The 26032-nt window shown below is 72.4% G+C and carries 23 protein-coding genes; 8 read left to right on the top strand and 15 right to left on the bottom strand.

All coding sequences use genetic code 11. The annotated features are described in order from the left end of the window. Positions 1-4 precede the first annotated feature (4 nt). Together Q7T52_RS17435 and Q7T52_RS17440 are read left to right on the top strand one after the other, a co-directional pair. Positions 5-883 (top strand): ABC transporter ATP-binding protein, encoded by an 879-nt coding sequence (locus tag Q7T52_RS17435; RefSeq protein WP_304804712.1) that lies wholly within the window; start codon positions 5-7, stop codon positions 881-883. Beyond that, on the top strand, positions 880-2133 hold the full coding sequence (locus Q7T52_RS17440) for an ABC transporter permease (protein ID WP_304804713.1): 1254 nt from the start codon (positions 880-882) through the stop codon (positions 2131-2133). Before Q7T52_RS17435 ends, Q7T52_RS17440 begins: the two co-directional genes overlap by 4 nt. Before the next feature lie 66 nt (positions 2134-2199). Here the strand turns inward: Q7T52_RS17440 and Q7T52_RS17445 are convergent, their stop codons facing one another. Both Q7T52_RS17445 and Q7T52_RS17450 read right to left on the bottom strand, forming a co-directional pair. Continuing rightward, positions 2200-2631: an organic hydroperoxide resistance protein gene (locus Q7T52_RS17445; RefSeq protein WP_304804715.1), complete on the bottom strand. Its 432-nt coding sequence runs from the start codon at positions 2629-2631 to the stop codon at positions 2200-2202. Between the two features lie 54 nt (positions 2632-2685). Then, positions 2686-3081, bottom strand: a complete 396-nt coding sequence (locus tag Q7T52_RS17450) for a helix-turn-helix domain-containing protein (RefSeq protein ID WP_304804716.1) — start codon at positions 3079-3081, stop codon at positions 2686-2688. 94 nt (positions 3082-3175) lie between these two features. Between Q7T52_RS17450 and Q7T52_RS17455 the strand changes: the two genes are divergently transcribed. Then, a complete protein-coding gene (locus Q7T52_RS17455) occupies positions 3176-4117 on the top strand; it encodes an NADP-dependent oxidoreductase (RefSeq protein ID WP_304804717.1) in 942 nt (313 codons plus the stop codon). Here Q7T52_RS17455 and Q7T52_RS17460 read toward each other — a convergent pair. The 9 genes from Q7T52_RS17460 to Q7T52_RS17500 form a co-directional block, all read right to left on the bottom strand. Continuing rightward, positions 4114-4743: a LysE family translocator gene (locus Q7T52_RS17460; RefSeq protein WP_304804719.1), complete on the bottom strand. Its 630-nt coding sequence runs from the start codon at positions 4741-4743 to the stop codon at positions 4114-4116. The genes Q7T52_RS17455 and Q7T52_RS17460 overlap by 4 nt on opposite strands. Positions 4744-4756: 13 nt before the next feature. Next, on the bottom strand, positions 4757-6154 hold the full coding sequence (locus Q7T52_RS17465; RefSeq protein ID WP_304804721.1) for an NAD(P)(+) transhydrogenase (Re/Si-specific) subunit beta: 1398 nt from the start codon (positions 6152-6154) through the stop codon (positions 4757-4759). After that, positions 6154-6450 (bottom strand): NAD(P) transhydrogenase subunit alpha, encoded by a 297-nt coding sequence (locus tag Q7T52_RS17470; RefSeq protein ID WP_304804723.1) that lies wholly within the window; start codon positions 6448-6450, stop codon positions 6154-6156. Before Q7T52_RS17470 ends, Q7T52_RS17465 begins: the two co-directional genes overlap by 1 nt. Continuing rightward, a complete protein-coding gene (locus tag Q7T52_RS17475) occupies positions 6447-7574 on the bottom strand; it encodes an NAD(P) transhydrogenase subunit alpha (protein WP_304804725.1) in 1128 nt (375 codons plus the stop codon). The genes Q7T52_RS17470 and Q7T52_RS17475 overlap by 4 nt, the downstream gene beginning before the upstream one ends. Positions 7575-7604: 30 nt before the next feature. After that, entirely contained in the window at positions 7605-8192 is a 588-nt protein-coding gene (gene thpR / locus Q7T52_RS17480) for an RNA 2',3'-cyclic phosphodiesterase (RefSeq protein ID WP_304804727.1), read from the bottom strand. Between the two features lie 75 nt (positions 8193-8267). Further along, complete coding sequence (locus tag Q7T52_RS17485; RefSeq protein WP_304804729.1) at positions 8268-8990, bottom strand: VIT family protein; 723 nt, start codon at positions 8988-8990, stop codon at positions 8268-8270. 9 nt (positions 8991-8999) lie between these two features. Next, complete coding sequence (locus Q7T52_RS17490; protein ID WP_304804731.1) at positions 9000-9698, bottom strand: hypothetical protein; 699 nt, start codon at positions 9696-9698, stop codon at positions 9000-9002. Positions 9699-9822: 124 nt separating this feature from the next. Further along, entirely contained in the window at positions 9823-10968 is a 1146-nt protein-coding gene (locus Q7T52_RS17495; protein ID WP_304804733.1) for an acyl-CoA dehydrogenase family protein, read from the bottom strand. Positions 10969-11011: 43 nt separating this feature from the next. Beyond that, the gene (locus Q7T52_RS17500) at positions 11012-12913 is read right to left on the bottom strand and encodes a serine/threonine-protein kinase (protein ID WP_304804734.1); all 1902 of its coding nucleotides are present in this window, start codon (positions 12911-12913) and stop codon (positions 11012-11014) included. A 114-nt stretch (positions 12914-13027) separates the two neighbouring features. Here Q7T52_RS17500 and glgX point away from each other — a divergent pair, with 114 nt between their 5' ends. The 4 genes from glgX (at position 13028) to Q7T52_RS17520 (ending at position 20890) form a co-directional block, all read left to right on the top strand. Continuing rightward, positions 13028-15253 carry a glycogen debranching protein GlgX gene (gene glgX, locus Q7T52_RS17505; RefSeq protein ID WP_304804735.1) on the top strand — a complete coding sequence of 742 codons (2226 nt, stop codon included), beginning with the start codon at positions 13028-13030 and terminating at the stop codon, positions 15251-15253. A 2-nt stretch (positions 15254-15255) separates the two neighbouring features. After that, positions 15256-17520: a malto-oligosyltrehalose synthase gene (treY, locus tag Q7T52_RS17510; protein WP_304804736.1), complete on the top strand. Its 2265-nt coding sequence runs from the start codon at positions 15256-15258 to the stop codon at positions 17518-17520. A gap of 1 nt (position 17521) precedes the next feature. Beyond that, the gene (treZ, locus tag Q7T52_RS17515) at positions 17522-19270 is read left to right on the top strand and encodes a malto-oligosyltrehalose trehalohydrolase (RefSeq protein WP_304804737.1); all 1749 of its coding nucleotides are present in this window, start codon (positions 17522-17524) and stop codon (positions 19268-19270) included. 126 nt (positions 19271-19396) lie between these two features. Then, complete coding sequence (locus Q7T52_RS17520) at positions 19397-20890, top strand: sulfatase-like hydrolase/transferase (RefSeq protein ID WP_304804739.1); 1494 nt, start codon at positions 19397-19399, stop codon at positions 20888-20890. 334 nt (positions 20891-21224) lie between these two features. Here the strand turns inward: Q7T52_RS17520 and Q7T52_RS17525 are convergent, their stop codons facing one another. Together Q7T52_RS17525 and Q7T52_RS17530 are read right to left on the bottom strand one after the other, a co-directional pair. Next, positions 21225-21545 carry a PLDc N-terminal domain-containing protein gene (locus Q7T52_RS17525; RefSeq protein ID WP_304804742.1) on the bottom strand — a complete coding sequence of 107 codons (321 nt, stop codon included), beginning with the start codon at positions 21543-21545 and terminating at the stop codon, positions 21225-21227. Between the two features lie 100 nt (positions 21546-21645). Continuing rightward, positions 21646-23886: an MMPL family transporter gene (locus Q7T52_RS17530; protein ID WP_304804743.1), complete on the bottom strand. Its 2241-nt coding sequence runs from the start codon at positions 23884-23886 to the stop codon at positions 21646-21648. Positions 23887-24031: 145 nt separating this feature from the next. Here Q7T52_RS17530 and Q7T52_RS17535 point away from each other — a divergent pair, with 145 nt between their 5' ends. Further along, positions 24032-24793 (top strand): TetR/AcrR family transcriptional regulator, encoded by a 762-nt coding sequence (locus Q7T52_RS17535; protein ID WP_304804744.1) that lies wholly within the window; start codon positions 24032-24034, stop codon positions 24791-24793. 6 nt (positions 24794-24799) lie between these two features. On the opposite strand, the gene Q7T52_RS17540 is transcribed toward Q7T52_RS17535, so the two are convergent. Beyond that, complete coding sequence (locus Q7T52_RS17540; protein ID WP_304804746.1) at positions 24800-25492, bottom strand: NAD-dependent deacylase; 693 nt, start codon at positions 25490-25492, stop codon at positions 24800-24802. A 4-nt stretch (positions 25493-25496) separates the two neighbouring features. After that, on the bottom strand, positions 25497-26032 hold a 536-nt coding region (locus tag Q7T52_RS17545; RefSeq protein ID WP_304804748.1), incomplete at its 5' end, for a bifunctional 2-polyprenyl-6-hydroxyphenol methylase/3-demethylubiquinol 3-O-methyltransferase UbiG.

Consider the following 26032-nt stretch of genomic DNA (forward strand, 5'->3'; position numbering starts at 1 on the left):
GACCATGCTGGAAGCACACTCCCTGACCAGGGTCTTCGGCTCCACCACGGTCCTCGACGACGTGTCCTTCACGGTCACGCCCGGCCGGTTCACCGGCTTCGTCGGGGCCAACGGAGCGGGCAAGACCACCTCGATGCGCATCCTCATGGGCGTCCTCGCCGCGACGTCCGGCAGCGTCACGTGGGACGGCGCGCCGATCACCGCGGAGGTACGCCGGACGTTCGGCTACATGCCCGAGGAGCGCGGCCTCTACCCGCGGATGAAGCTGCGCGACCAGCTGGTCTTCTTCGCCCGCCTGCACGGCCTGTCGACCAGCGACGCCGGCGAGCGGGCCGACGGCCTGCTCGGCCACTTCGGTCTCACCGACCGCGCCGACGACCTCCTCGACGAGCTGTCGTTGGGCAACCAGCAGCGCGTCCAGATCGCGGCGGCGCTGGTCCACCGCCCGTCGGCGCTGGTGCTTGACGAGCCGTTCAGCGGACTCGACCCGATCGCCGTCGAGTCGATGACCGACCTGCTGCGCACCGAGGCCGCCGACCTGCCGCTGCTGTTCTCCAGCCACCAGCTCGACCTGGTGGAGCGGCTCTGCGACGACCTCGTCGTCCTCTCCGGCGGCCGGGTCGTCGCGGCCGGCAGCGTGACCGAGCTCCGCAGCCGCGGCGCCGAGCGCTACCGCGTGGTGCTCGACGGCCAGGACGCCGCCTGGCTGCGCGACGTGCGCGGCCTCACCGTCGACGACGTCGACGGCCCCACCGCCCTGGTCACCCTCGACACCATGCCGCCGGCCGAGCTCGTCGCCGCGGCGGTCGCCCGCGGGCCCGTCCTCGAGGTGGCCCGCGTCCAGCAACCCCTGTCCGAGATCTTCCGGGAGGTCAGCCGATGAGCGACACCAAGGACCACACCAAGGAAAAGACCCAGGACCACACCGGGGACCAGCGCAGCGACCTGTGGAAGGTCGTCGCCCAGCGCGAGATCTCCACGCAGCTGCGCAGCAAGTCGTTCCTGGTCTCGGGGGCGGTCCTCGTCCTCGGCCTCGTCGCGATGGTCGTCGTGCTGACCCTCACTCAGGGCCACGAGACGACGTACGACGTCGCGGTCCTCGACGAGACCGGCACCTCCGCCGTCGAGCTCGGCGACGACCTGGCCGACGAGATCGACGACGGGACCAAGCTCGAGGCCGAGCAGTACGACGACGCCGAGGCCGCCGAGGCCGCCGTGCGCGACGGCGACGTCGACGCCGCCCTGCTGCCGGTGGCCGGCGACGTCGGCGACGACAGCGACGACAGCTGGGAGGTGCTCGGAGACGACGAGGTCGACACGACCGTCTCGGGCGCACTGAGCAGCGCCCTGTCGACTGTCGTCACCACCGCCAACGCCGACGCGCAGGGCGTCGACCTCGCCGCGCTCAGCCAAGGCGCACAGGTGCAGGAGCGCCTGCTCGACCCGGACGCCGAGGACCGCGGGCTGCGCCAGGTCGCGTCGTTCGTGTTCGTGCTGCTCTTCTACATCACGGCGCTCGGGTTCGGGATGCAGATCGCGGCGACCGTCACCCAGGAGAAGGAGAGCCGGGTCGTCGAGATCCTGGCCGCGGCGCTGCCGATCCGCGCACTGCTGTGGGGCAAGGTCATCGGCACGAGCGTGCTGGCGATCGGTCAGACGGTGGTGCTGGCCCTCGTCGGGGTCGGAGCGCTCCTCGTGACCGGCAACGGGGACGCGCTGACCATCCTCGGCCCGGCGATCCTCTGGTACGTGCTGTTCTTCGTGATCGGGTTCGTCGCCCTGGCCAGCTTCTGGTCGGTCGCCGGCTCGCTCGCGGGCCGGCAGCAGGACCTGCAGGCCACGACGGCACCGCTCCAGCTGATCCTGTTCGCGCCCTACATCGTGGCCGTCACGGCCGGCGAGGGCGTCAAGACGATCGTCTCGATGCTGCCGATCGTCTCGACGATGATGATGCCGTCACGGCTGGCCGAGGGCGACGTACCGCTGTGGCAGCTGGGCGTCGCCATCCTCACCACCCTCGTCGCGGCGGTGCTGCTGGTGCGGCTGGCCGCCCGCGTCTACGAGCGGACGCTGCTGCAGACGGGACGGCGGATCAGCTTCGGCGAGGCCTTTCGGTCCCGCAGCGACGCCTGAGCAGTCGTCCGCCCCCGCGGGTGCCCGGCTCCCCCGGGGGCGGGCGCCCAGGTGCGGCGAGGCGGGTCAGGCGCCCTTGCCGGTCACCGTCACGGGCACGTTGCCGCGGGTGGCCTTGGAGTAGGGGCAGACCTGGTGGGCGGCCTCGACCAGGTCCTGGGCCTGGGCGTCGTCGACGCCCGGGATGGTGGCGGTGATGTCAGCGGTGATGGCGAACGAGTCACCCTCGGGCCCGAAGCCCACGGCGACGTCGACCACGGACCCCGAGGCGTCGACCCCGGCCTTCTTGGCCACCATGGTCAGCGCGCCCTGGAAGCAGGCGCCGTAGCCGACGGCGAAGAGCTGCTCCGGGCTGGTGCCGGTGCCGGGCCCGCCGGTCTCCTTGGGAGCCGTGAGGTCGAGGTCGAGGACACCGTCCTCCGACGTCGCGTGCCCGGCGCGGCCGCCGGTGACGGAGGCGCGGGCGGTGTAGACGATCTTGGTCGGTGTGTTGGTCATGCCTGCCCCAACTCGCCCCGGCCGCTCCCTGTTCCGCTCGGGGCGGAGCACAGGTCAGGCGTGGGCGGCGTCGTAGTCGTCGCGGTGCTGGAGGACGAGGTCCATGTGCTGCTCGGCCCAGCCCTTGACCTGCAGCACCAGCAGCGCGAGCGAGGTGCCGAGGTCGGTGAGCCGGTAGTCGACCGTGACGGGCACCGTCGGCGTGACCGTGCGCACGACGAGGCCGTCGCGCTCCAGGTTGCGGAGGGTCTGGGTGAGCATCTTCTGGCTGACGCCGGCGATCCGCCGACTCAGGGCGGAGAAGCGCATCGTGCCCTCGTCGCGCAGGGCCGCGAGCACCAGCGTGACCCACTTGTCGGTCAGCCGGTCGAGCAGCGCCCGGCTCTTGCAGCCGTCGAGGAACGCGTCGTAGTCGCGCTTCTCGGCCGCCCGGCGCTGCGCCGCGGTCATCGTCGGCATGGTGCCTCCCGGTCTCCTGGTCGTGGGTTAGGCACCTCCAGGTGCCTACTTCCCCCGGGAGACTGCCTCGTCGCAGTCTGGACCCATGACCACACACCACGCAACCACCGCCAGCACCACCGCCAGCACCACCGCCAGCTCCACCACGACCGCCGCCGTCGTCCGCACCGCGGGCGGCCCGGAGGCCATCGACCTCGTCACGCTCCCGGCGCCCGTCGCCGGACCGGGCGAGGTCGTCGTCGAGGTCGAGCTCGCCGGGGTCAACCCGGTCGACCTCGCCACCCGCTCCGGCTTCTTCCACGACATCGGCGTGGTTCCCGCCGGCACGCCCGTCGGCCTCGGCTGGGAGGTCGTCGGCACCGTCTCGGGCACCGGCACCCGGGTCGCCGCGCTGCTGCCGGGCCTCGACCGTCCCGTCGGCGGGTACGCCGACCGGGTCGTCGTGCCGGGGTCCGACCTGGCCGTCGTCCCGGACGCCCTCTCGTCGGAGGAGGCGGCCACCCTGCCGCTCAACGGCCTGACCGCGGCCCAGCTCGTCGACCTCGCGGGCGACGGGGCCGGCCGGAGCCTGCTCGTCACTGGCGCCGCCGGCGCGGTCGGCTACTACGTGCTGCTGCTGGCCCGGGCGTCCGGGTTCGCGATCACCGGCCTGGCCCGCCAGGGCGACGAGGAGCTGGTCGCCAGGACCGGCGCCCGCCTCGTGACCACGCTCGAGGGTCAGCAGCGTCGGTACGACGTCGTGATCGACACCGCCGCGCTCGTCGACCCGGCGCTCGACGCCGTCGCGGACGGCGGCACCTATCTCGGCGTCCTGCCCGCCGTGAAGCCTGGCGGTCGTCCGGGCATCACCGTCGACGCGGTGAGCGTCGTCCCCGACGGCGCCCGGCTCGCCGACCTCCTGCGCCGCACGGTCGCCGGCGAGCTGCCGGCCCGGGTGGCCGGGGTGCTCCCGCTGGCCGACGCCGCCGAGGCGCACCGCGCGCTCGAGCAGGGCGGCGTACGCGGTCGCTACCTGCTGCGTCCCTAGTCACGGCCCGAGACGGCGAGGGTCACGCCCAGGCCGATCATCGACGTACCGCCGATGACACCGATGGCCTCGCCGCGCCCGGGGGTCGCCGTGAACCAGTCGCGCACGCGGGCGGCGACCACCGCCCACGTCGAGTCGGAGACCAGCCCGATCGCCACGGCGACGAGGCCGAGCAGGAGCAGCTGGAGCGGCACCCGGCCGGCGTCGGGGACGACGAACTGGGGCAGCAGCGCCCCGATGATCATGAACCCCTTGGGGTTGGAGACGCCGACGACGTAGCCCTGGCGCATCGCCGTCATCGACGGCATCGGGCCGACCTCGCTCGCGCGGCGGAAGCCCGTGCGGTGACGGATGGCCTGCACGCCGAGGAACACCAGGTAGGCCGCACCGACCAGCTTGAGGACGGTGAAGACGACGACCGACTCCTGCACGAGGACGCCGAGCCCCGCGGAGACCAGGACCACGATCGTCAGCAGGCCGAGGGTGTTGCCGACGACCGAGGCGAGCGCGACGCCGCGGCCGTAGGACAGGGCCCGACCGACGACGAAGACCACGCTGGGTCCGGGGATCGCGATGAGGATGCCCGCGGCGATGCCGAAGGTGACGACCTGGTCGAGGGTGAGCACGGACCCCAGTGGATCAGAGTCCCTTGACCGCCGCCAGCAGCTTGCCCAAGGAGTCCTTGGCGTCGCCGAAGAGCAGCGTGGTCTGGGGCTCGAAGAGCAGCTCGTTCTCGATGCCGGCGAAGCCGGGGCGCATCGACCGCTTGAGGAAGACCACCTGGCGCGCCTCGTCGACGTCGAGGATCGGCATCCCGTAGATCGGGGCGCTCGGCGTCGTGCGGGCGGCGGGGTTGACGACGTCGTTGGCCCCGACGACCAGGACCACGTCGGTCTGGCGGAACTCGCCGTTGATCTCGTCCATCTCCTTGAGCTGCTCGTAGGGCACCTGGGCCTCGGCGAGCAGGACGTTCATGTGACCGGGCATCCGCCCGGCGACCGGGTGGATGGCGTAGTCGACCTCGGTGCCGCGCTCGCCGAGCACCTCGACCAGCTCGCGCAGCGTGTGCTGCGCCTGGGCGACGGCGAGTCCGTAGCCGGGGACCACGATCACCTTCTCGGCGTAGGCCAGCAGGATCGCGACGTCCTCGGGCGAGGCGCTGCGCACCGGGCGGTCGGAGGCCTCGCCGGAGCCGAGGGTCGAGCCGCCCTTGAGCGCGCCGAACAGGATGTTGCTCACCGAACGCCCCATCGCGCCGGCCATCAGCAGGGTGAGGAAGGTGCCGGACGCACCGACGAGGGTGCCGGCGACGAGCAGCACGGTGTTCTGCAGGACGTAGCCGCCGGCGGCGACCGTCAGCCCCGTGAAGGCGTTGAGCAGCGAGATGACGATCGGTACGTCGGCGCCGCCGACCGGCAGCACCAGCAGCACGCCGAGCGCGAGGCCGAGCAGGGCGAGGACGACGCCCGCCCACACCACGGGCTCGCTCACGATGAGACCGGCCAGGACCAGCGCGGCCAGGAACCCGCCGCCGAACGCGACCGGCAGCCCGGGGAACACCACCGGGCGCGAGGTCATCAGCTCCTGCAGCTTGGCGAAGGTGACGACCGAGCCCGAGAACGAGACCGCGCCGACGAGGATCGTGAAGCCGGTCGCGACCAGGTAGGCGGCGTCGACGTCGCTCACCAGGTCGGCGACGGCCGCGAAGTCCTTCAGCTCTAGCAGCGCGACCAGGGCGGCCGCACCGCCGCCGACGCCGTTGAACAGCGCGACCATCTGCGGCATCTGGGTCATCTGCACGCGCTGGGCGCCGACGGCACCGATCGCCGTACCGACGGCGACCGCGAGCAGGATGGGCACGACGTGGTCGAGGTCGGCGTAGAAGAACGGCACCACGCACGCGACCACCGCCGCTCCCGCCCCGACCAGGTTGCCGACGCGCGCCGTCCTCGGGCCGGACAGGCCCTTGAGCGCGAGGATGAACCCGACGGCGCAGAGCAGGAAGACGAGCTCGGCCCAGGTGGGCATGGCCTCCATCAGGGCTTCACCTTCCCGCGCGGCTTGCGGGTGAACATCTGCAGCATCCGGTCGGTGACGACGAAGCCGCCGACCATGTTGACGGTGGCGAGCACGACCGCCAGGAGGGCGATGGCGAGCGCGAAGCCGTCGGCGTGCCCGGCGACGAGGATCGCGCCGAGCAGGATGATCCCGTGGATGGCGTTGGCGCCGGACATGAGCGGCGTGTGCAGGGTCGAGGAGACCTTGGAGATGACCTCGATGCCGACGAAGACGCTGAGGACGAAGTAGGTCAGCCAGGTGACGTCGTTGTTCACTGGTCTGCTCCCTCGAGGGCGGTGCGGGTGGGTTCGTGGCGGACGGCGCCGTCGTGGGTGACGCAGGCGCCGACGACGATCTCGTCGTCGAAGTCGGGGGCCAGCGCGCCGTCGTGGGTGAGGAGCGCGACGAGGTTGAGGACGTTCTGGGCATAGAGCCGCGAGGCGGGGCCGGGCATCTGGGCCGGGACGTTGCGCCCGCCCCACACCTGGGCGTTGCCGATGCGGACGACCTCTCCGGCGACGACGCCCTCGACGTTGCCGCCGCTGTCGGCGGCCAGGTCGACGACGACCGAGCCGGGCTTCATCTGCTCGACCATCGCGGCCGTGACGAGGATCGGCGCCTGGCGTCCGGGCACGGCCGCGGTCGTGATGAGCGCGTCGGCGCCGGCCACCCAGGGCGTCAGCAGCTCCTGCTGGAGAGCGGCCCGCTCGTCGGTCATCTCGCGGGCGTAGCCACCGGCACCCTCGAGCGCCGGCAGGTCGAGCTCGATGGCCTTGGCGCCCATGGAGCGGATCTCCTCGGCGGCGACCGTGCGGACGTCGTAGGCGCGGACGACGGCGCCGAGGCGCTTGCTCGTCGCGATCGCCTGGAGGCCCGCGACGCCGGCGCCGAGCACCACGACCTCGGCCGGCTGGACGGTGCCCGCGGCGGTCATGTTGAGCGGGAAGAACCGGCGCAGCAGACCCGCCGCGACGATCGCGCAGCGGTAGCCGCTGACCAGGCTCTGCGAGCTGAGCGCGTCCATCGACTGCGCGCGCGAGATGCGCGGCACGAGCTCCATCGCCAGGCTGGTCACGCCGCAGTCGCGCAGGTCGGCGACCAGGCCGAGCTCCTGGCCGGTCGGGAGGAACGACACGGTGACCGTGCCGCGACGCAGTCGGCGTACGGCGGCGGGGGTGAGGGGCTGGACCGCCACGACCAGGTCGGCCTCGTCGAGGGCGCGCTCGTCGACGACGGCCCCCGCGGCGGCGTAGTCGTCGTCGGTGACCAGCGCGCCGCGCCCGGCGCCGGGCTCGACGACCACCTCGTAGCCGAGCGCGATCAGCTTGCCGACGAGCTCGGGCACCATCGCCACCCGGGTCTCGCCCTCTCGGGTCTCCTTCGCCACCGCCAGTCTCACGGTCGCGAACCTAGCCCAGGGTGACGACGGTCACGTGTCCCGCGCCGACGTGGTGGCGCCCAGCTCGAGCTCGGCGACGGGCTCGTGGCGGGGCCGCCGCCGTGGGCCCTCGCCGAGGTGGGACTCGACCAGGACGACCCGGTCGACGGTCCACGCCGGTCCGGCGTAGCCGTCGAGGAGGCGGACCCAGCGGGTCACCTCCTGCCCGCGACCGAGCCGGGCGAGGGTGACGTGGGGGCGGAAGCGCTGGCCGTCGACGACGAGGCCGGCGTGGGAGGCGGCCGCCCGCGCGCCGGCGGCCAGCCGGTCGAGCTCGGCGCGGGCGTCGACAGCGAGGTCGAGCCCGGCCCAGAGGACCTTGGCGTGTGCCGGGTCGGGGAAGGCACCGCCACCGGCGACCCGCGCCTCGAACGGCTGCCGCCGGGCCGCCCCGCGCTGCAGGCCCTCGACCAGGGCGTCGAGCGAGCGCTCGGGGACCTGCTCGAGGAAGGCGAGGGTCACGTGGAGCTGCTCGGCCGACGTCCAGCGGAAGCGGCCGTGCTCGCGGCGGGGCTCGAGGAAGGCGTCGAGGTGGTCGACGACCTCCTCGGGCGGGACGACGGCTACGAACAGGCGCACGGGGCGCGAGGCTAGTCGAGGCGGACCGACCGACGCGCGGGGTTTGCGGCGGGGTCGTGGCGGGGTCGTGGCAGGTCAGGACAGGTGGGTGCCCAGTGCCGCGCCGACGGCGTACGTCGCCCCCATGGCGAACAGCCCGCCCGCGACGTTGCGTGCGACGGCCCGGCCCGCGGGCGCGAAGCCCAGGCGGGCACTGGCGAAGCCCGTCAGCGCGAGGGCGACCGCGACGGCGGCCACGGTGACCGCGACGCGGGCGGCGTCGGCGACCAGCGTGATCGTCAGCAGCGGCAGGACGGCGCCCAGCGTGAAGGACAGCATCGACGCGAGAGCCGCGCGCCAGGGGCTGGTGAGGTCGTCGGGGTCGATGCCGAGCTCGACCTCCGCGTGCGCCCCGAGGGCGTCCTTGGCGGTGAGCTGCCGGGCGACCTCGAGGGCCAGCTCGTCGTCGAGGCCGCGGTCGACGTAGAGCCCGGCCAGCTCGGCAAGCTCGTCCTCGGGGTCGTCGCGCAGCTCCTGCTCCTCCTTGCGCAGCAGGGCCCGCTCGGAGTCGCGCTGGGTGGAGACGGAGACGTACTCGCCCGCCGCCATGCTCATCGCGCCCGCCACCAGGCCCGCGACGCCGGCGACCAGGATCGCGCTGCGCTCGCTCGTCGCGCCGGCGACGCCGACGACGATGCCCGCGGTCGACACGATGCCGTCGTTGGCGCCGAGGACAGCGGCGCGCAGCCAGTTGAGCCGCCGGCCGATCCCGTCGCGGTGCTCGACGGGCTCGCTCGCGTGCGGTCCGGGCTCGATCACCCGGTCAACCTAGGGGGCGGTCTCGAAGAAGGCCGTCGTGCGCACGTGGCCCGCCTCGACGAGCAGCAGCTCGCGCATCAGGTCGTCGGCCCGCTGGCTGACCACCGACACCGTCGCGCCGCGCTCGGCGGCCTCGTCCTCGAGGGCCGCGAGGGCGGTCCCGGTCTCGACGTCGGTCACCAGCAGCACCGGTCCACCCGGGGCATAGACCGGCGGGGCCGGCACCAGGCGACCTCGTGCGCCGGCCGTGCTCAGCTCGACGCGGTCGCTCTCGCCGCGCACCTGCACCAGCGGCAGGTCGCGGTGCCACCAGGACTCCGCGACGCGCAGGCCGAGCGCCTCGGCCGCCTCGCGGCGCCGGGGCTCGGCCACCGGCACCACGAACCGGACCGTCGTCGTGGCGTCGACCACCGCGCGCAGCAGGGCCACACCCTCGTCGGCCCAGGCCTCGTCGGTCACGGCCATGTCGTCGACGACGCGGCGGGTCGCGTCACCCAGGGCCATCAGGTAGCCGTGGTCGGTGCGCAGCGTCAGGGCCGCCGGGTCGTCGACGAGCCGCGTCAGGAAGGCCCGGTGTCGCGCGGTGGCGTCGGCGGCCGGCCGCCAGAACCGCGGCGCGTGCGGCGCCAGCACCTCGCGCCGCGCTGCCGACGTCGCGACCACCCAGTCGAGGTCGCTCGCGGTCAACGGGCGCACGTCGGAGGTCATCGACCGATCGTCGCAGGTGTGCCCGGCGCCGGCCCGACCACCACGGTGGTCGAGCCGTGGGGACGGGGTCACCGCGTGTCGAGACCCCCGCAGCACCGTGCTGGGTCGACCGCCACGGCCGGGCTCAGAGACCGAGATCCCTACCGATGAGCTCCTTCATGATCTCGTTGGAGCCGGCCCAGATCTTGGAGACGCGGGCGTCGCGCCAGGCGCGCGCGACGCGGTACTCGTTCATGAAGCCGTAGCCGCCGTGGAGCTGGACGCAGTGGTCGAGGACGTCGTTCTGGATCTGGGAGGTCCACCACTTGGCCTTGGCGGCGTCGATCGGTGTGAGCTCGCCCTGGTCGTGGGCCACCACGCACTGGTCGAGGTAGGCCTGGCTGACCTCGATCTGGGTGTAGAGCTCGGCGAGCAGGAACTTGTTGTGCTGCAGCGAGCCGATGGACGTGCCGAAGGCCTGGCGGTCCTTGGTGTACTGCAGCGTCTCGTCGAGGATCTGCTTGGCGTGCGCGATGTTGGAGATCCCGCAGCCGAGCCGCTCCTGCGGGAGCTTCTGCATCATGTGGATGAAGCCGCCGTCGAGCTCGCCCACGACGTGGTCGTCGCCGAGGCGGACGTTCTCGAAGAACAGCTCGGCGGTGTCGGACTCGTCCTGGCCGACCTTGTCGAGCTTGCGGCCGCGGCTGAAGCCGGGGGTGTCGGTCGGGATCGCGAACAGCGTGATGCCGCGGGCCTTCTTCTCCGGGCTGGTGCGGACCGCGGTCAGCACGAGGTCGGCGGAGTAGCCGTTGGTGATGAAGGTCTTGGAGCCGTTGATGACCCAGTCGTCGCCGTCGCGCACGGCGGTGGTCTTGAGGGCGGCGAGGTCGGAGCCGCCGGAGGGCTCGGTCATGCCGATGGCGAGCAGGATCTCGCCGGCCGCGACCCCGGGGAGCCAGCGCTGCTTCTGCTCCTCGGTGCCGAGCTGGACGAGGTAGGGCGCGGTGATGTCGGCGTGGATGCCCCAGCAGGAGCCGAGGGCGGCGTTGACCTTGTTGAGCTCCTCGGCCGCCACGGCGTTGAACCGGTAGTCGCCGGCCGCCGAGCCGCCGTACTCCTCGGGGATCTCGAGCCCGAGGAACCCCTGCTTGCCGGCCTCGAGCCAGAACTCGCGCGGCAGGGCCTTGGCCGCCGCGTGCTCCTCGACGTGAGGGATGACCGACCGCACCAGGAACTCGCGGACGGACCCGCGGAACGCCTCGTGGTCCTCGTCGTAGATGTCGCGCTTCATGGCAGCCATGCTACCGACGGGTAGCCGCCCGGACGGTCGAAGGTCAGCTGTCCGGGATCTCGATGACCTTGTCGGCGGGCGGCGCCTCGACGGTGAACTCCTCGTCGAAGCGGGAGAACGAGTAGGACGCCTCGTCGCCGGGCACGTCGAGCTTGCGGAGGTAGTGCGGCTCCTTGACGTCGATGTAGGCCGTGAGGTCGCCGTCGGCGCTGGACTGGTCGATCGCCAGGACGCTGGCGCCCTCGAGGTCGACCACGTCGCCCTTCTCGAACGTGTAGTCCTGGCTGGTGTCGCCCTCGAGCAGCTCGTCGATGTCGCAGAGCTCGGCGAAGTCGTCGGAGTCGGAGCTCGCCGGCGTCGCGAACCAGCTGTCGCCGAGCTGGGACAGGATCGCCTGCACCTCCTCGGCCGTGCCGGCCTCGCTGGCCACGAGGAACGCCGCGTCGGGCTTGACGTAGCTCCGACCGTCGACGCGTCGCAGCTGGGCACGGCCGTCCTCGAGCCCGATCTCGCCGGCGCAGTCGCCCCGCGAGGTGATGGTGAGGTCGACGGTGCCGGGGGTGCCGTCGTCGCTGTTGCCCGTCCCGGAGATGCGGACCGAGTTGAGCGTGGCCATCTCCTTCTCGGCGTCGTCGACGATCGCGGCGGCGTCGCCGGCGACGAACTCCTGCTCGGTGGCTGTCAGGTCGCTGTTGCCGCCCGTGCCCCCGTTGCCGCCGTTGGCCCCGTTGCCCCCGTTGTCGCCCCCACCGCCGTCGTTGCCGGCGACGACCGCGGCGACGACGCCGCCGCTGACCGCGAGCAGCACCGCGGCCGTGGCCAGACCGATCCAGAGGCCGCGCTTCGACCTCGGCGGCGTGCTGCCGGTGGGGCCGGTGAAGGCCGCGGGCTGTTGGTAGGCCGGCTGGTAGGGCGCCCGGTAGGGCTGGCCGGCCGTCCCGGACGGGGTGGGGGCCGGCGTCGGGGTCGGCGTGCGGTGCGGGGGCGGGCCGGGCGTGGGACCGGGAGTCGGGGTCGGGGTGGGGGTCGGCGTACGGGACCCCGGGGCGCGGGTGGGCGCTCCGAGCGAGGTGGTGCCGATGGTGGAGAAGGCCGGGTCGCCGGTCATCCGCCCGACCTCGCGCAGGTCGTCGCGCAGCTCGACGGCCGAGCGGTAGCGGTGGCCGGGCTCCTTGGCCATCGAGATGCGGATGATCCGGTTGAGCGAGTCGACCAGCGGGGTGTCGCCGGCGAGCTGCGGCACCGGCTTGGAGACGTGGCCGCCGACGATCTCGAACTCCGTCGCGCCAGCGTAGGGCGGCTGCCCGGTGAGCGTCACCCAGAGCAGGCAGCCGAGGGAGTAGATGTCGGTGGTCACGCCGGCGGTCGCGCCGCCGTGGAGCTCGGGCGCCATGTAGGAGGGCGTGCCGATCACCGCGGACCCGACGCGCGTGGCCTCGGCGTCGACGCGGCGGGCGATGCCGAAGTCGCCGAGGTAGGCCTGGACGGTGGCGCTGCCACGCCGGCGGACCAGGACGTTGGCGGGCTTGATGTCGCGGTGCACCAGACCGGCGGCGTGGGCGTCGGCGAGCCCGCTGGCGACCTGCTCGATGAGCTCGGCGGCCTTGCCGTGCGGGGCCGGGCCCCACCGGGTGATCGTCTGGCCGAGGTCGCCGTCGGGCACCAGCTGGGTGGCGATGTAGAGGTAGCCGTCCTCCTCGCCGTGGGCATAGACCTGGACGACGTTGGGCGAGTCGAGCGACGCCAGCGCGCGGGCCTCGCTGATGAAGCGCGAGCGGAAGTCCGGGTCGTCGGCGAACATCGGCGAGATGACCTTGAGCGCGACCCGGCGGTCGAGGTTGACCTCGAGCGCGTCGTAGACGACCCCCATGCCGCCGGCGCCCAGCTGAGCGAGCACCCGGAAGCGTCCGATCATGTCGCCGGGCGAGGGGAACGGTGCGGTCACAGGCATGTTCTACCTGACGTGCTCCCCCCCAAGAAGGATCCGGGCGTAACGATTGGTGTGCTTGGATCGATCCAATATGACCCGCTGGACGTACGCCGAGCCCCTGGAGGCACCGTGACCGAGACCTCCCCCACCCCTGACGCTCCCGCCGTGTGGCCGGGACAGGCCTATCCGCTGGGGGCGACGTTCGACGGCACCGGCACCAACTTCGCGCTCTTCAGCGAGGTCGCCGAGCGCGTCGAGCTCTGCCTGTTCACCCCCGACGACGCCGACGGGTTCACCGAGACCCGCGTCGAGGTCACCGAGGTCGACGCCTACATCTGGCACTGCTACCTCCCCCAGGCCCAGCCGGGACAGCGCTACGGCTACCGGGTCCACGGGCCCTACGACCCGGCCCAGGGGCTGCGCTGCAACCCCAACAAGCTGCTGCTCGACCCCTACGCCAAGGCCACCGCCGGCGAGATCGACTGGGACCAGAGCCTGTTCGGCTACACCTTCGGCGACGAGGACTCGCGCAACGACGAGGACTCCGCCGCCCACATGACCCACGGTGTCGTGATCAACCCGTTCTTCGACTGGGAGGGCGACCGCCGCCTCAACTACCCCTACAACGAGTCGATCATCTACGAGGCCCACGTCAAGGGGATGACCCAGCAGCACCCCGAGGTGCCCGAGGAGATGCGCGGCACGTACGCCGGCCTCGCCCACCCGGCCGTGACCGACCACCTGACCCAGCTCGGCATCACCGCGATCGAGCTGATGCCGGTCCACCAGTTCATCCAGGACTCCACGCTGCTCGACAAGGGCCTGCGCAACTACTGGGGCTACAACACCCTGGGCTTCTTCGCCCCGCACGCCGACTACGCCTCGACCGGCCAGCCCGGCCACCCGGGCCAGCTCGGCCAGCAGGTGCAGGAGTTCAAGGGCATGGTCAAGGCCATGCACGCCGCCGGCATCGAGGTCATCCTCGACGTGGTCTACAACCACACCGCCGAGGGCAACCACATGGGCCCGACGATCAGCATGCGCGGCATCGACAACCACGCCTACTACCGGACGGTCGAGGACGACCAGAAGTTCTACATGGACTACACCGGCACCGGGAACTCCCTCAACGTCGGCAACCCCCACGCGCTGCAGCTGATCATGGACTCGCTGCGCTACTGGGTCACCGAGATGCACGTCGACGGGTTCCGTTTCGACCTCGCCTCCACCCTGGCGCGCGAGTTCTACGAGGTCGACCGCCTCGCGGCGTTCTTCGAGCTCGTGCAGCAGGACCCGGTGGTCTCGCAGGTCAAGCTGATCGCCGAGCCCTGGGACATCGGCCCCGGCGGCTACCAGGTGGGCGGCTTCCCGCCCCAGTGGACCGAGTGGAACGGCGCCTACCGCGACGTCGTGCGCGACTTCTGGCGCGGCGAGCCCGCCCTCGGCGAGTTCGCCTCACGCGTCGCCGGCTCCTCCGACCTCTACGAGCACTCCGGGCGCCGCCCGGTCGCGAGCATCAACTTCATCACCGCCCACGACGGCTTCACCATGCGCGACCTCGTGTCCTACAACGAGAAGCACAACGAGGCCAACGGCGAGGACAGCCGCGACGGCGAGGACCACAACCGGTCCAACAACCACGGCGCCGAGGGCCCCACCGACGACCCCGAGATCCTCGCGCTGCGCTCGCGAGCCCAGCGCAACCTGCTGGCCACGCTCCTGCTCAGCCAGGGCGTGCCGATGATCCTGCACGGCGACGAGTGGGGACGCACCCAGGACGGCAACAACAACACCTACGCCCAGGACTCCGAGATCGCCTGGATGGACTGGGTCGACGTCGACAAGCCGCTCATGGACTTCACCTCGGCCCTGGTCCGGCTGCGCCGATCGCACCCGACCTTCCGCCGCAAGCGCTTCTTCACCGGCGGCGAGGTGCGCATCGGTGAGCCCGGCGAGGAGCGACTCAACGACATCGTCTGGCTCCACCTCGACGGCCACCCGATGGAGGACGCCGACTGGGAAGGCGGGTCGCAGGCCATCGGCATGTACCTCAACGGCAACGGGATCGCCGGCAAGGACGCCCGCGGCGGCACCATCACCGACGACCACTTCCTCCTCTACTTCAACGCCGACGGCCCGGCCGAGATCACCCTGCCCTCCGAGGAGTACGCCGCCGCGTGGGACGTCGTCATCAACACCGGTGGGTCCGCCGACGCCTCGGAGACCTGCGCGCCCGGGTCGAGCTTCCACATGGAGAGCACCAGCCTGCTCGTGCTGCGTGAGTACCACGAGCCCGAGGCCGAGCCCGACCACTCCGTCGCAGCGTCAGTCGCCGCCCAGACCAGGAACGGCTGACCGTGCCCGACCCCACCGGTCCCATGAGCCCGCAGGACCCGCCGAGCCCGCAGAGCCCGAAGAGCCCGCGCAACACCTACCGCCTGCAGGTGCGGGAGTCCTTCGACCTCCACGAGGCCGCCGGACGCCTGACCTACCTGCGCGACCTCGGCGTCGACTGGGTCTACCTGTCGCCGCTGCTCGAGGCCGAGCCCGGCTCCGACCACGGCTACGACGTGGTCCGCCACGACCGCATCGACCCCGCCCGCGGGGGCCGCGAGGGCTTCGACGTCTTCGTCACCGAGGCGCGCCGACTCGGTCTCGGGGTCCTGGTCGACATCGTCCCCAACCACGTCGGGATCGCGACGCCGTCGACCAACGCCTGGTGGTGGGACCTCCTCGACCGCGGTCAGGAGTCGCGCTACGCCGAGGCGTTCGACGTCGACTGGGCGTTCGGCGAGGGCAGGGTGCGGGTGCCCGTCGTGGGCGACGGCGACGAGGGGTCGATCGAGCGCTCCGGCGACGAGGTCCGCTACCACGACCACCGCTTCCCGGCCGGCGACGGCTACGAGCTCGTCTCGTGGCGCGCGGCCGACGACCGGCTCAACTGGCGCCGGTTCTTCGCGGTCAACACGCTCGCCGGCATCCGCGTCGAGGAGCCGTGGGTCTTCGACGAGAGCCACGTCGAGATCGCCCGCTGGTTCGCCGAGGGTCTCGTCGACGGGCTCCGGGTCGACCACCCCGACGGCCTGCGGGCACCCGAGGCCTACCTCCGCGACCTCGCCGGCCTGACCGGCGGCGCCTACGTGCTCGTCGAGAAGATCCTCGAGCCCGGCGAGGACCTTCCCACGTCGTGGGCGACGGCCGGCACCACCGGCTACGACGTCCTCGGCCTGGTCGACCGGCTGCTGACGGACCCGGCCGCCGAGCACGCGCTGCCGGGCTCCGACGTCGACTACGTCGAGATGGTGCACGACACCAAGCGCGCCGCGGCCGACGGCATCCTCTCCTCCGAGGTCCGCCGGGTGGTGCGCGAGCTCCCGACGCTCGAGGTGACCGACGACGTGCTCGTCGACGCCGTCGCCGAGCTCGTGGCCTGCTTCCCGGTCTATCGGAGCTATGCCCCCGACGGGCTCGCCTTCCTCGACACCGCGCTGGCCGACGCCCAGCGCCGACGGCCCGACCTGGCGGCGGCGTTCGACGCCGTCGTACCGGCGCTGCGCGACCCGGGCCAGCCGGCCGCGGCGCGGTTCGAGCAGACCAGCGGCGCCGTGATGGCCAAGGGCGTCGAGGACTGCGCCTTCTACCGCTACAACCGGCTGACCTCGCTCAACGAGGTCGGCGGGGACCCGGGTCACTTCTCCGTGGACGTGGACGAGTTCCACGGTGCCATGGCCCGCCGACAGTCCGACTGGCCGACGTCGATGACCACGCTCTCCACCCACGACACCAAGCGTGGCGAGGACGTCAGGGCGCGCATCACCGTGCTCTCCGAGGTCCCGCAGCAGTGGACCGAGGCGCTCACGCGCCTGCAGGCGGTCGCCCCGGTGCCCTCCGAGGCCTTCGCGTCCCTGCTGTGGCAGGCCGTGCTCGGCGCCTGGGAGCCCGGCGACGCCGACCTGCGGCCACGGCTGCACGCCTACGCCGAGAAGGCGATGCGCGAGGCCGGCGACCACACCACGTGGACCGCACCCGACGAGGGCTTCGAGTCAGCGGTGCACGCGGCCGTCGACGCGGCGTTCGACGACGCCGGCGCCCGCGCCGTGCTCGACGGGCTGCTCGACACCGTGGTCGCGCCTGGCTGGTCCAACGCGCTCGCGGCCAAGCTGCTCGCGCTGACGATGCCGGGCGTGCCCGACGTCTACCAGGGCTCCGAGCTGTGGGAGCAGTCACTCGTCGACCCCGACAACCGGCGCACCGTCGACTTCGACCTGCGTGCCGCGTTGCTCGCCGACGCCTCGCTCGACCACCCCGCCCGGGCCAAGCTGCTCGTGACGGCGACCGGCCTGCGCCTGCGCCGCGACCGGCCCGAGCTGTTCACGACCTACGCCGGGGTCGGCGCCGACGGCGACTCGGCCGCCCACGTGGTGGCCTTCGACCGCGGCGGCGCCATCGCCGTGGCCACCCGGCTCCCGCTCGGCCTCGCCGCCCGCGGCGGGTGGGGCGACACCACGCTCCGGCTGCCGCCCGGCGCGTGGCGCGACGTGCTGACCGACTGGCCGACCGACGGCGCGCTGGCCGGCCTGCTCACGACCTATCCCGTGGCCCTGCTCGTCAAGGAGGACTGACATGCCCCGTGGACCCTTCGACGTGTGGGCCCCCCGGGCCGAGCGTCTCCGACTGTCGGTGGTCGATGAGACCGTCGACATGCACCAGACGGACGGCGGGTGGTGGACCCCGTCCGAGCCCACCCCCGACCCGGAGAAGGGAGACGTCGACTACGGCTACCTGATCGACGACGCGGACGCGCCCCGACCCGACCCGCGGTCGCGGCGCCAGCCGGCGGGCGTCCACCAGCGCTCGCGAACCCACCGCCCCGAGACGTTCTCGTGGAGCGACGACACCTGGACAGGTCGTCAGCTGGCCGGCGCGGTGATCTACGAGCTGCACCTCGGCACCTTCACGCCCGAGGGCACCCTCGACGCCGCGCTCGGCCGGCTCGACCACCTCCGCTCGATCGGGGTCGACCTCGTCGAGCTGATGCCGGTCAACTCCTTCAACGGCACCCACAACTGGGGCTACGACGGGGTCGCCTGGTTCGCGGTCGACGAGACCTACGGCGGGCCCGAGGCCTACCAACGGTTCGTCGACGGCTGCCACGCCGCCGGCCTCGGCGTGATCCAGGACGTCGTCTACAACCACTTCGGACCCTCGGGCAACTACCTGCCCGACTTCGGCCCCTACCTCAAGGACGGTCGCAGCACCTGGGGCGACCTGGTCAACCTCGACGGGCCCGACTCGGCCGAGGTACGCCGCTACGTCCTCGACAACGCGCTCATGTGGTTCGCCGACTTCCACGTCGACGGGCTGCGGCTCGACGCCGTGCACGCGCTCCACGACGAGTCGCCGACCCACCTGCTCGAGGAGATGGCGATCGAGGTCGCGGCGCTCTCGGCCCACGTCGGCCGGCCGCTCACGCTGATCGCGGAGTCCGACCTCAACGACCCGCGGCTCGTCACCCCGCGCGAGGCCGGCGGCTACGGCCTCGACGCCCAGTGGAGCGACGACTTCCACCACGCCGTCCACGTGGCGCTGACCCGCGAGACGACCGGCTACTACGCCGACTTCGAGCCGCTCGGCGCGTTGGCCAAGGTCGTCACCAAGGGCTTCTTCCACGACGGCACGTTCAGCTCGTTCCGCGAGCACGACCACGGTGTCCCGATCGACACCAGGGCGATGCCGACCTGGCGGCTGGTCGTCTGCACCCAGAACCACGACCAGATCGGCAACCGGGCCGTCGGCGACCGGATCACCGAGGTGCTCGACGACGACCAGCTCGCCTGCGCCGCCCTGCTGACCCTGGCCGGGCCGTTCACCCCGATGCTGTTCCAGGGCGAGGAGTGGGCGGCGCGGACGCCGTTCCAGTTCTTCACCTCCCACCCCGAGCCCGAGCTGGGCAAGGCGACGGCCGAGGGCCGGATCGCGGAGTTCGAGAAGATGGGCTGGGACCCCGCCGTCGTGCCCGACCCCCAGGACCCCGCGACCTTCGAGCGGTCCAAGCTCGACTGGTCCGAGCTCGACGAGCCGCGCGGCGCCCGGATGCTGGGGATCTACCGCGACCTGGCCCGGCTGCGCCGCGAGCTGCCCGAGCTGACCGACCCGGCGTTCGACCGCACGTCGTGCGAGGTCGACGAGGACACGCGCTTCCTCACGATGCGTCGCGGCGACCTCGAGGTGCTGGTCAACTTCGGCGACGCCGAGATCACCACCCCGGTCGGCCCGGCGGAGCTGCTCTTCGAGACCGAGACCGGGGTGGCGCTCGCCGACGAGTCGCTGCGGCTCCCCCCGCACGCGGGAGCGCTGGTCCGCCGGCGCTGAGCGGGTGGCGGGGCGGGGCGGGTCCTGAGCGGGACGAGGTGCGGGCGGGGCCGCTGATGCCGCCGACGCCCCGACCGTTCCGTATCCTGAGGTCTCCTTCGAAGACGATCGGGATGTGGGGACGCCGTGCGCGCCAAGCTGTTGTGTGTTGCCGTGCTCGCGGCCCTGCTGGCCACGGTCGGCTGCCACGCACAGGACGACGACGGTCCCGCGTCGCCGCCGTCCGAGGCCGCCGTCCTGCCGCTGCCGAAGGTGCCGCTCAACGTCATGGTGGTCGTCATCGACGACGGCTCCGACGTCAGCTGCGCCCAGATGAACCGCTACTTCCCCAAGATCAGCCGGGTGCTGCGTGACCGGGGCACCTGCTTCGAGAACGCCACCGTCACCAGCCCGGCGTGCTGCCCGTCGCGAGCCGTGCTGCAGACCGGGCAGTTCGGTCACAACAACACCGTCAAGCGCCAGATCGACGCCGGCAAGCTCCGCGTCGAGGACACGGTCCAGGACCAGCTCAGCGAGGCCGGCTACGACACCTACGGCACCGGCAAGTTCTTCAACGGGATCAGCCCCTGGCTCTTCGAGTCCGGCGAGCGGTCGAGCGGGTTCCTGAGCTCCGACTTCTGGGCGTCGTCGAAGTACTACGACTACGTGCTGTGGGACGACGAGGCCCAGAAGCCCCGCAAGCCCGCCGACCGCGTGCACGCCACGACGCGCGCCGGGACGTTCGTGCGCGACTTCATCGCCGACCGCGACGACCAGACGCGGCCGTTCTACACCTACGTCGCCTTCAAGGCCCCCCACACCGACAACTCCGCGCCCAACAAGGCGCTGCGGTTCCCGCGCCCGACCCCGGCCAACGCCAACCGCGCCGTCCCGCCGTTCCGGTGGAACCCCGAGACCCAGAAGCGCGACAAGCTGCCGATCTTCCAGCACCGGATCGCCAGCCGGAAGTACTACGCAAAGCTCTACGCCGCCCGGACCCGCGCGCAGTACGACGTCGACGACGAGATGGGCAAGACGTTCGACCTGCTCGAGGCCAAGGGCCTGCTCGACACCACCGCGATCTTCTTCACCAGCGACAACGGCTACCACCTGGGCGAGAACGGCTGGGAGACCAAGGGCGATCCCTACCAGGCCTCGATGGACGTCCCGCTCCTCGCCTACCTGCCCGGCACGTTCGGCGCCGGCAAGGTCGACTCGCGTCCGGTCGGGCTCATCGACATCGCGCCGACCGTCTACGACCTGCTCGGCCTCGAGCCACAGAACCTCCTGGACGGCCACTCGCTGCTCTCGTCGAAGCGCCGCAAGGGCACCTTCTTCGAGCTGCAGAACGAGAAGTCCCGCGTGCTCTACAAGGAGGCCGGCTATGCCCCCGGCCTCGTCCCGACGTGGTCGATGTACCGAGAGGGCAAGCGCTCCTACATCGAGTTCTACGACAAGGACGACCGGGTCATCAGGTCGGAGTACTACGTCGACAAGGAGAACAAGCGCAACCTCCTGTGGCGCGGCAGCACCCTCCAGCGCCCGTCACCGCGGGTCCTCGCCCACTTCCGCGAGCGGCTGCGCCGCGGTCGCACCTGCGCCGGCACCGCCAGCCAGGGCTCGGCCAACCCCTGCCCCTGACCGGGGCAGGAGGTTCGGGCGACCGGGCCGGCCCGCCGGGCGGTGAGTGAGCCACCGAACCGGCCCCTCGGATCCGCCCGAATGGTGGCTCACCCACCGCCCACCCGCGTCGACCCAAACCGGCGGTGCGTCAGCCACCGAACCGGCTCCTCGAATCGACCAGAACGGTGGCTCACGCACCGCCGGGGCGGGTGGCCGTCGGGGAAGCGCGAGGCCCGCGCAGCGCAGCCCGTCAGCCGAGGTGAGGTCAGGCCTCGTCGGCCGCACCCGCGGCCGGCGGGTTCTCCCGCTCGCGCTCGTGCTGGCGGCGGGCCTGGTCGTGGCGCTTGCGCTGCTACTCGGCGCGAGCGCGGACCTGGCGCAGGAAGTCGTCGTCGCGCGCGGGGTCGAGGGCCGCGGCGCGGCCGGGGCGGTCGTACTCGGGGTAGGCCGGGGCGTGGCGCTCGTAGGCCGAGGCGCGCCGCGGTCCGTCGTCGGGGCGCCCGGCGACCAGCCACGCGACCGACCCGACGAACGGGAAGAGCAGCACCAGCAGCAGCCAGATGGTCTTGGGCAGGTTGCGGATGCTGCCCTCGGGGGTCTGGATCACCTCGACGAGGCAGTAGACCCACAGGCAGAAGGTCACCAGACCGAAGAGCAGCTCGAGCTTGATCACGCGCACAGTCTGGGGCTCGGGCGCCCCGTTGTCAGCAGAAGATCGGGTTCCGGCCGGGGTGCCGACGACTGGGAGGGGACGTCGGCACCCCGGCGGCACCTCACGCCCCGGTGGTCACCGGGGCGGGCTCCGGGTCGGTCGCGCCAGCGGCCCCCACGTGGTTGGAGGAGGCGTCGGGGGACGGGCCCTCGCGGAAGCCGTGCCGCTCCCACCAGCGGGCCATCGGGGCGGGCGCCCACCAGTTCCAGGTGCCGAGCAGCTTCATCGTGGCCGGCACGAGGAGCGCGCGGACGATGGTGGCGTCGATGAGCAGGGCGACGAGCATGCCGATGCCGAGCATCTTCATGAAGACGATCCCGCTGGTGCCGAAGGCGCCGATGACGACGGCGAGGAGGAGGGCGGCGCTGGTGATGATGCGTCCGGTCTTCTGCACGCCTGTGGCGACGGCGAGCTCGTTGTCGGGCCGGCCGGCGCGGACGGAGTGGTCCCACTGCTCGCGGACGCGGGAGAGCAGGAACACCTCGTAGTCCATCGAGAGCCCGAAGAGGATGGCGAGCATCAGGATCGGGTTGGTCGCGTCGAGGTAGCCCTGCGGCTCGAAGCCGAGCAGCCCCGAGAGGTGGCCGTCGCTGAAGATCCAGGTGACGACGCCGAACGAGGCGGTGATGGAGAACAGGTTCATCACGACCGCCTTGAGCGGCAGCACCACCGACCCGAAGGCCAGGAACAGCAGCACGAGCATCACCCCCACCACGATCAGGCCCATCCACGGCAGGTGGTCACCGACGGAGTCGATGAGGTCGACCGTGTCGGCGGACAGCCCGCCGACGAGGGCGTCGCCCGAGGCCGGGTCGACCGCGCGGAGGTCGGTGACGATCGCCTGCGAGCGCTCGGTCTGGCTGTTGCCCTCCCAGGTGGCGCGCAGGAGGGTGACGCCGTCGGCGGCGGCCACGGGGACGACGCTGACGATGCCGTCGACCGCCCCCACCGCCGTCCGGTACGACGCCACGTCGGCCGCCGAGGCGCCGTCGAGCAGCAGGCTCGCCGACGACGTCTCGGGTCCGAACTCGTCGTCGAGCAGCTCCGCCGCCTGGTGCGCGGGAGCGTCGGGCGGGAGCACGCGGTAGTCGACCGAGCCCCACCTGGCGCCGAGGAACGGCGAGGCGATCGCGAGCAGCACGACGACGGTCGCGGCGACCACGAGCACCGGCCGCTTCATCACCCCGCGCGCGAGGGCGGCCCAGCGACCATGGCTGTCGTCGGCGGCGACGGCGCGGCCCCGGCGCCACGGCAGCCGACCCGCGTCGACCCGGCGGCCGAGCAGGACGAGCGTCGCGGGCAGCACGGTGAGGGCAGCGAGCATCGCGACGACCACGGCCGCGACGCCGCCGTAGCCCATGCTCCGCAGGAAGGCCTGCGGGAAGATCAGCAGGCTCGCCATCGCGGCCGCGACGGTGAGGCCCGAGAACATCACGGTGCGTCCGGCGGTGGCCATCGTGCGCCGGATCGCGACCCGGGACGCGTCGGGGTCGTCGTCGGGCAGCAGCGCCAGCTCCTCGCGGAAGCGGCTGATGACGAACAGGGCGTAGTCGATCGCCAGGCCGATGCCGATGAGCGAGACCACGTTGACGGCGAACACCGAGACCTCGGTGAACAGCGTCATGACCCGCACGATCGCGAGGGCGCCGACCATGGCGACGAGGCCGACCAGCGCCGGCATCGAGGCCGCGACCAGGCTGCCGAAGATGAGCAGGGCCAGGAGCACCACGACCGGCATCGAGATCAGCTCGGCGCGCTCGAGGTCCTCGGAGGTGATCTCGTTGACGTCGCTGAAGACGGCGAACGAGCCGGCGACGTCGGTCTCGAGGTCGAGCCCGGACCCGTCGGCCTCGAGGGCCGGCTCGACGACGTCGTAGCTGGCCAGGTAGTCGTCCTGCGACTCCCCGGCCAGCGAGATGAGCACCTGCACGGCGTGGCCGTCGTCGCTCACCATCGCGGCGCCCTGCTCGCCGTCGACGTCGTAGTAGGGCACCACCGAGGCGACCGCGTCGTCGGGGATGCCGGCGACGACGTCCTCGACGGCCGAGCGGAACGCCGGGTCGTCGGCGGTCAGCGTCTCGCTGGAGAAGATCGCCACGACGTCGACGCCGCGGTTGCCGAAGGTGTCCTGCTCGAGGGCGAGCTCGCGCGCCGACTCCGAGCCCGGGTCGTCGAACCCGCCCTGGCTCAGGGCGTCGAAGACGCCGACGCCGTAGGCGGCTGCGCCGACGGTGACGAGCAGCCCGAGCAGCAGCACCGCGCGGGCCCGGCGGGCGACGAGGGCGCCCCAGCGATCGATCATGGCGTGGCTCCGGTGACGGGGGGTCAGGAAAGTGAACGCTGTTAACCGTAAACGGTGTAAACTCGCCCGGTCAACCCCCTCCACCACCAGCACCACCGCCCGACCACCACCCGACCACCACCCGAGCACCACCGCAGGGAGTCCCGTGACCCAGGTCGACGACCCGACCCTCACCCGCCGCGAGCGCCAGCGCGAGGGCACCGTGGCCGAGATCGTCGCCACCGCCCGGGCCCTGCTCGCCGAGGGCGTCGAGCTCTCGTTGCGCGCTGTCGCCACGCGGATGGGGATGACGGCCCCGGCCCTCTACCGCTACGTCGCCAGCTACCAGGAGCTCGTCGACGTCGTCGCCTTCGAGATCGACCGGGTGGCGACCGAGGGCTTCCAGGCGGCGGCCGACCAGCACGCCCCGGACGACCCGGCGGCGCGGCTGGTCGCGGCCGGCACCGAGTTCCGGATGTGGGCGCTGGCCAACCCGCGCGAGTTCAGCCTGGTCTTCGCCAACCCGGTGGCCGAGCCGATGGGCCACCACCGCGACCTGATCACGGTGCAGAGCTCGTGCTGCCTGATGACCGACCTGATCTTCGAGATCTGGCAGCAGCGACGCTTCCCGGTGCCCGCCGTCGACGACCTGCCGCCCGACGTGCGCGCCTCGGTGCTCGAGCCGCTCATCCCCGCCGACGTCGACAAGATCCCCCTCGAGCACCGCGGGCTGGTGTGGGTCTACATGCAGGGCTGGACCCAGCTCTACGGCGTCGTCACCCTCGAGGTGATGGGCCACATGGACCCCCGCGTCATCGAGAGCGGCGAGATGTTCGTCGACGTCGTGCGCCGCTTCGCACCGACCCTCGACCTCGCCGACGACCTCCCCCGGCTCGAGGCGATCGTCCGGGCCCGCCTCACGGCCTGAGCCGGCTCAGAGCTGGGCGAGCACCTCGTCGACCCAGGCGGGCACCAGGGTGCCGGCCGGGCCGTTGCGCGACTCGTGGAAGAACGACGTGCCCTCGCTCTCGACGAGGTTGAGCTCGAGCGTGCGGGCGCCGTGGCGGGCGGCGTACTGGACGAAGCCGGCGGCGGGATAGACGGCGCCGGACGTGCCGATCGAGACGAAGAGGTCGGCGCGCTGCAGCTCGGCGACGATCGTGTCCATCTCGTAGGGGATCTCGCCGAACCACACGACGTCCGGCCGCAGCTCGGTCACGCCGCAGCCGGGGCAGGGCGGGAAGTCGCCCATCGGGCCGGCCCACTCCGTGCGGGCGCCGCAGGCCCGGCACAGCGCCGAGCGGAGCTCACCGTGCATGTGCAGGACGCGGGTCGAACCGCCGCGCTCGTGCAGGTCGTCGATGTTCTGCGTGACGAGGAAGAGGTCGTCGCCGAGCGCGGCCTCGAGCCGGCCGAGCGCGACGTGGGCCGGGTTGGGCTCGACGCCGTCGAGCGCCGCACGGCGCGCGTCGTAGAACTGGTGCACGACCATGGGCGCCGCGTCGTAGGCCTCCGGCGTCGCGACGTCCTCGACCCGGTGGCCCTCCCAGAGCCCGTCGGCGTCGCGGAAGGTCGGGACCCCGCTCTCGGCGGAGATCCCGGCACCGGTGAGGACGACGACGCGCACCTGCTCACCTAAGCAGACCGAGGGTGACGACCACGTAGCCGTCCTCCTCGAGCCACGGGTCGCGCGCCCAGGTGCCCCACCGCTCGCGCTCGACCAGGCCGGCCGAGGCCGTCGCCGCGACGAGGGCCTCGACGGTCGTGACGGGGCAGCCCTCGGGCAGGTGGTCGGCGTCGGTGCCGAACCCGCAGACCACCACGCCGCCCGGCGCGACGTGCGCGGCGAGCCGCACGCACGTCGCCTCGAGGGTGCCCTCGTCGAGCAGCGGCACGACGTTGCCGGCCAGGAGCACCACGTCGAAAGGCACGGTCGACGGGACGCCGAGGTCGAGGGTCGCGAGGTCGGCCACCCGCCAGTCCAGGCCGGGCGCGTCGGCGCGCGCGACGTCGACCATCGCGGCGTCGACGTCGCAGCCGACGACCTCGTAGCCCAGTTCCGCCAGGCGTACGGCGACCCGCCCGGTCCCGCAGCCGGCGTCGAGCACCCGCGCCGGCGGGGCGGCGAGCCCGGTCACGAAGGTCGCCTCGCCGTGGGTGTCGCCAC

The organism is Nocardioides sp. (assembly GCF_030655615.1).
Lineage (GTDB): Bacteria > Actinomycetota > Actinomycetes > Propionibacteriales > Nocardioidaceae > Nocardioides.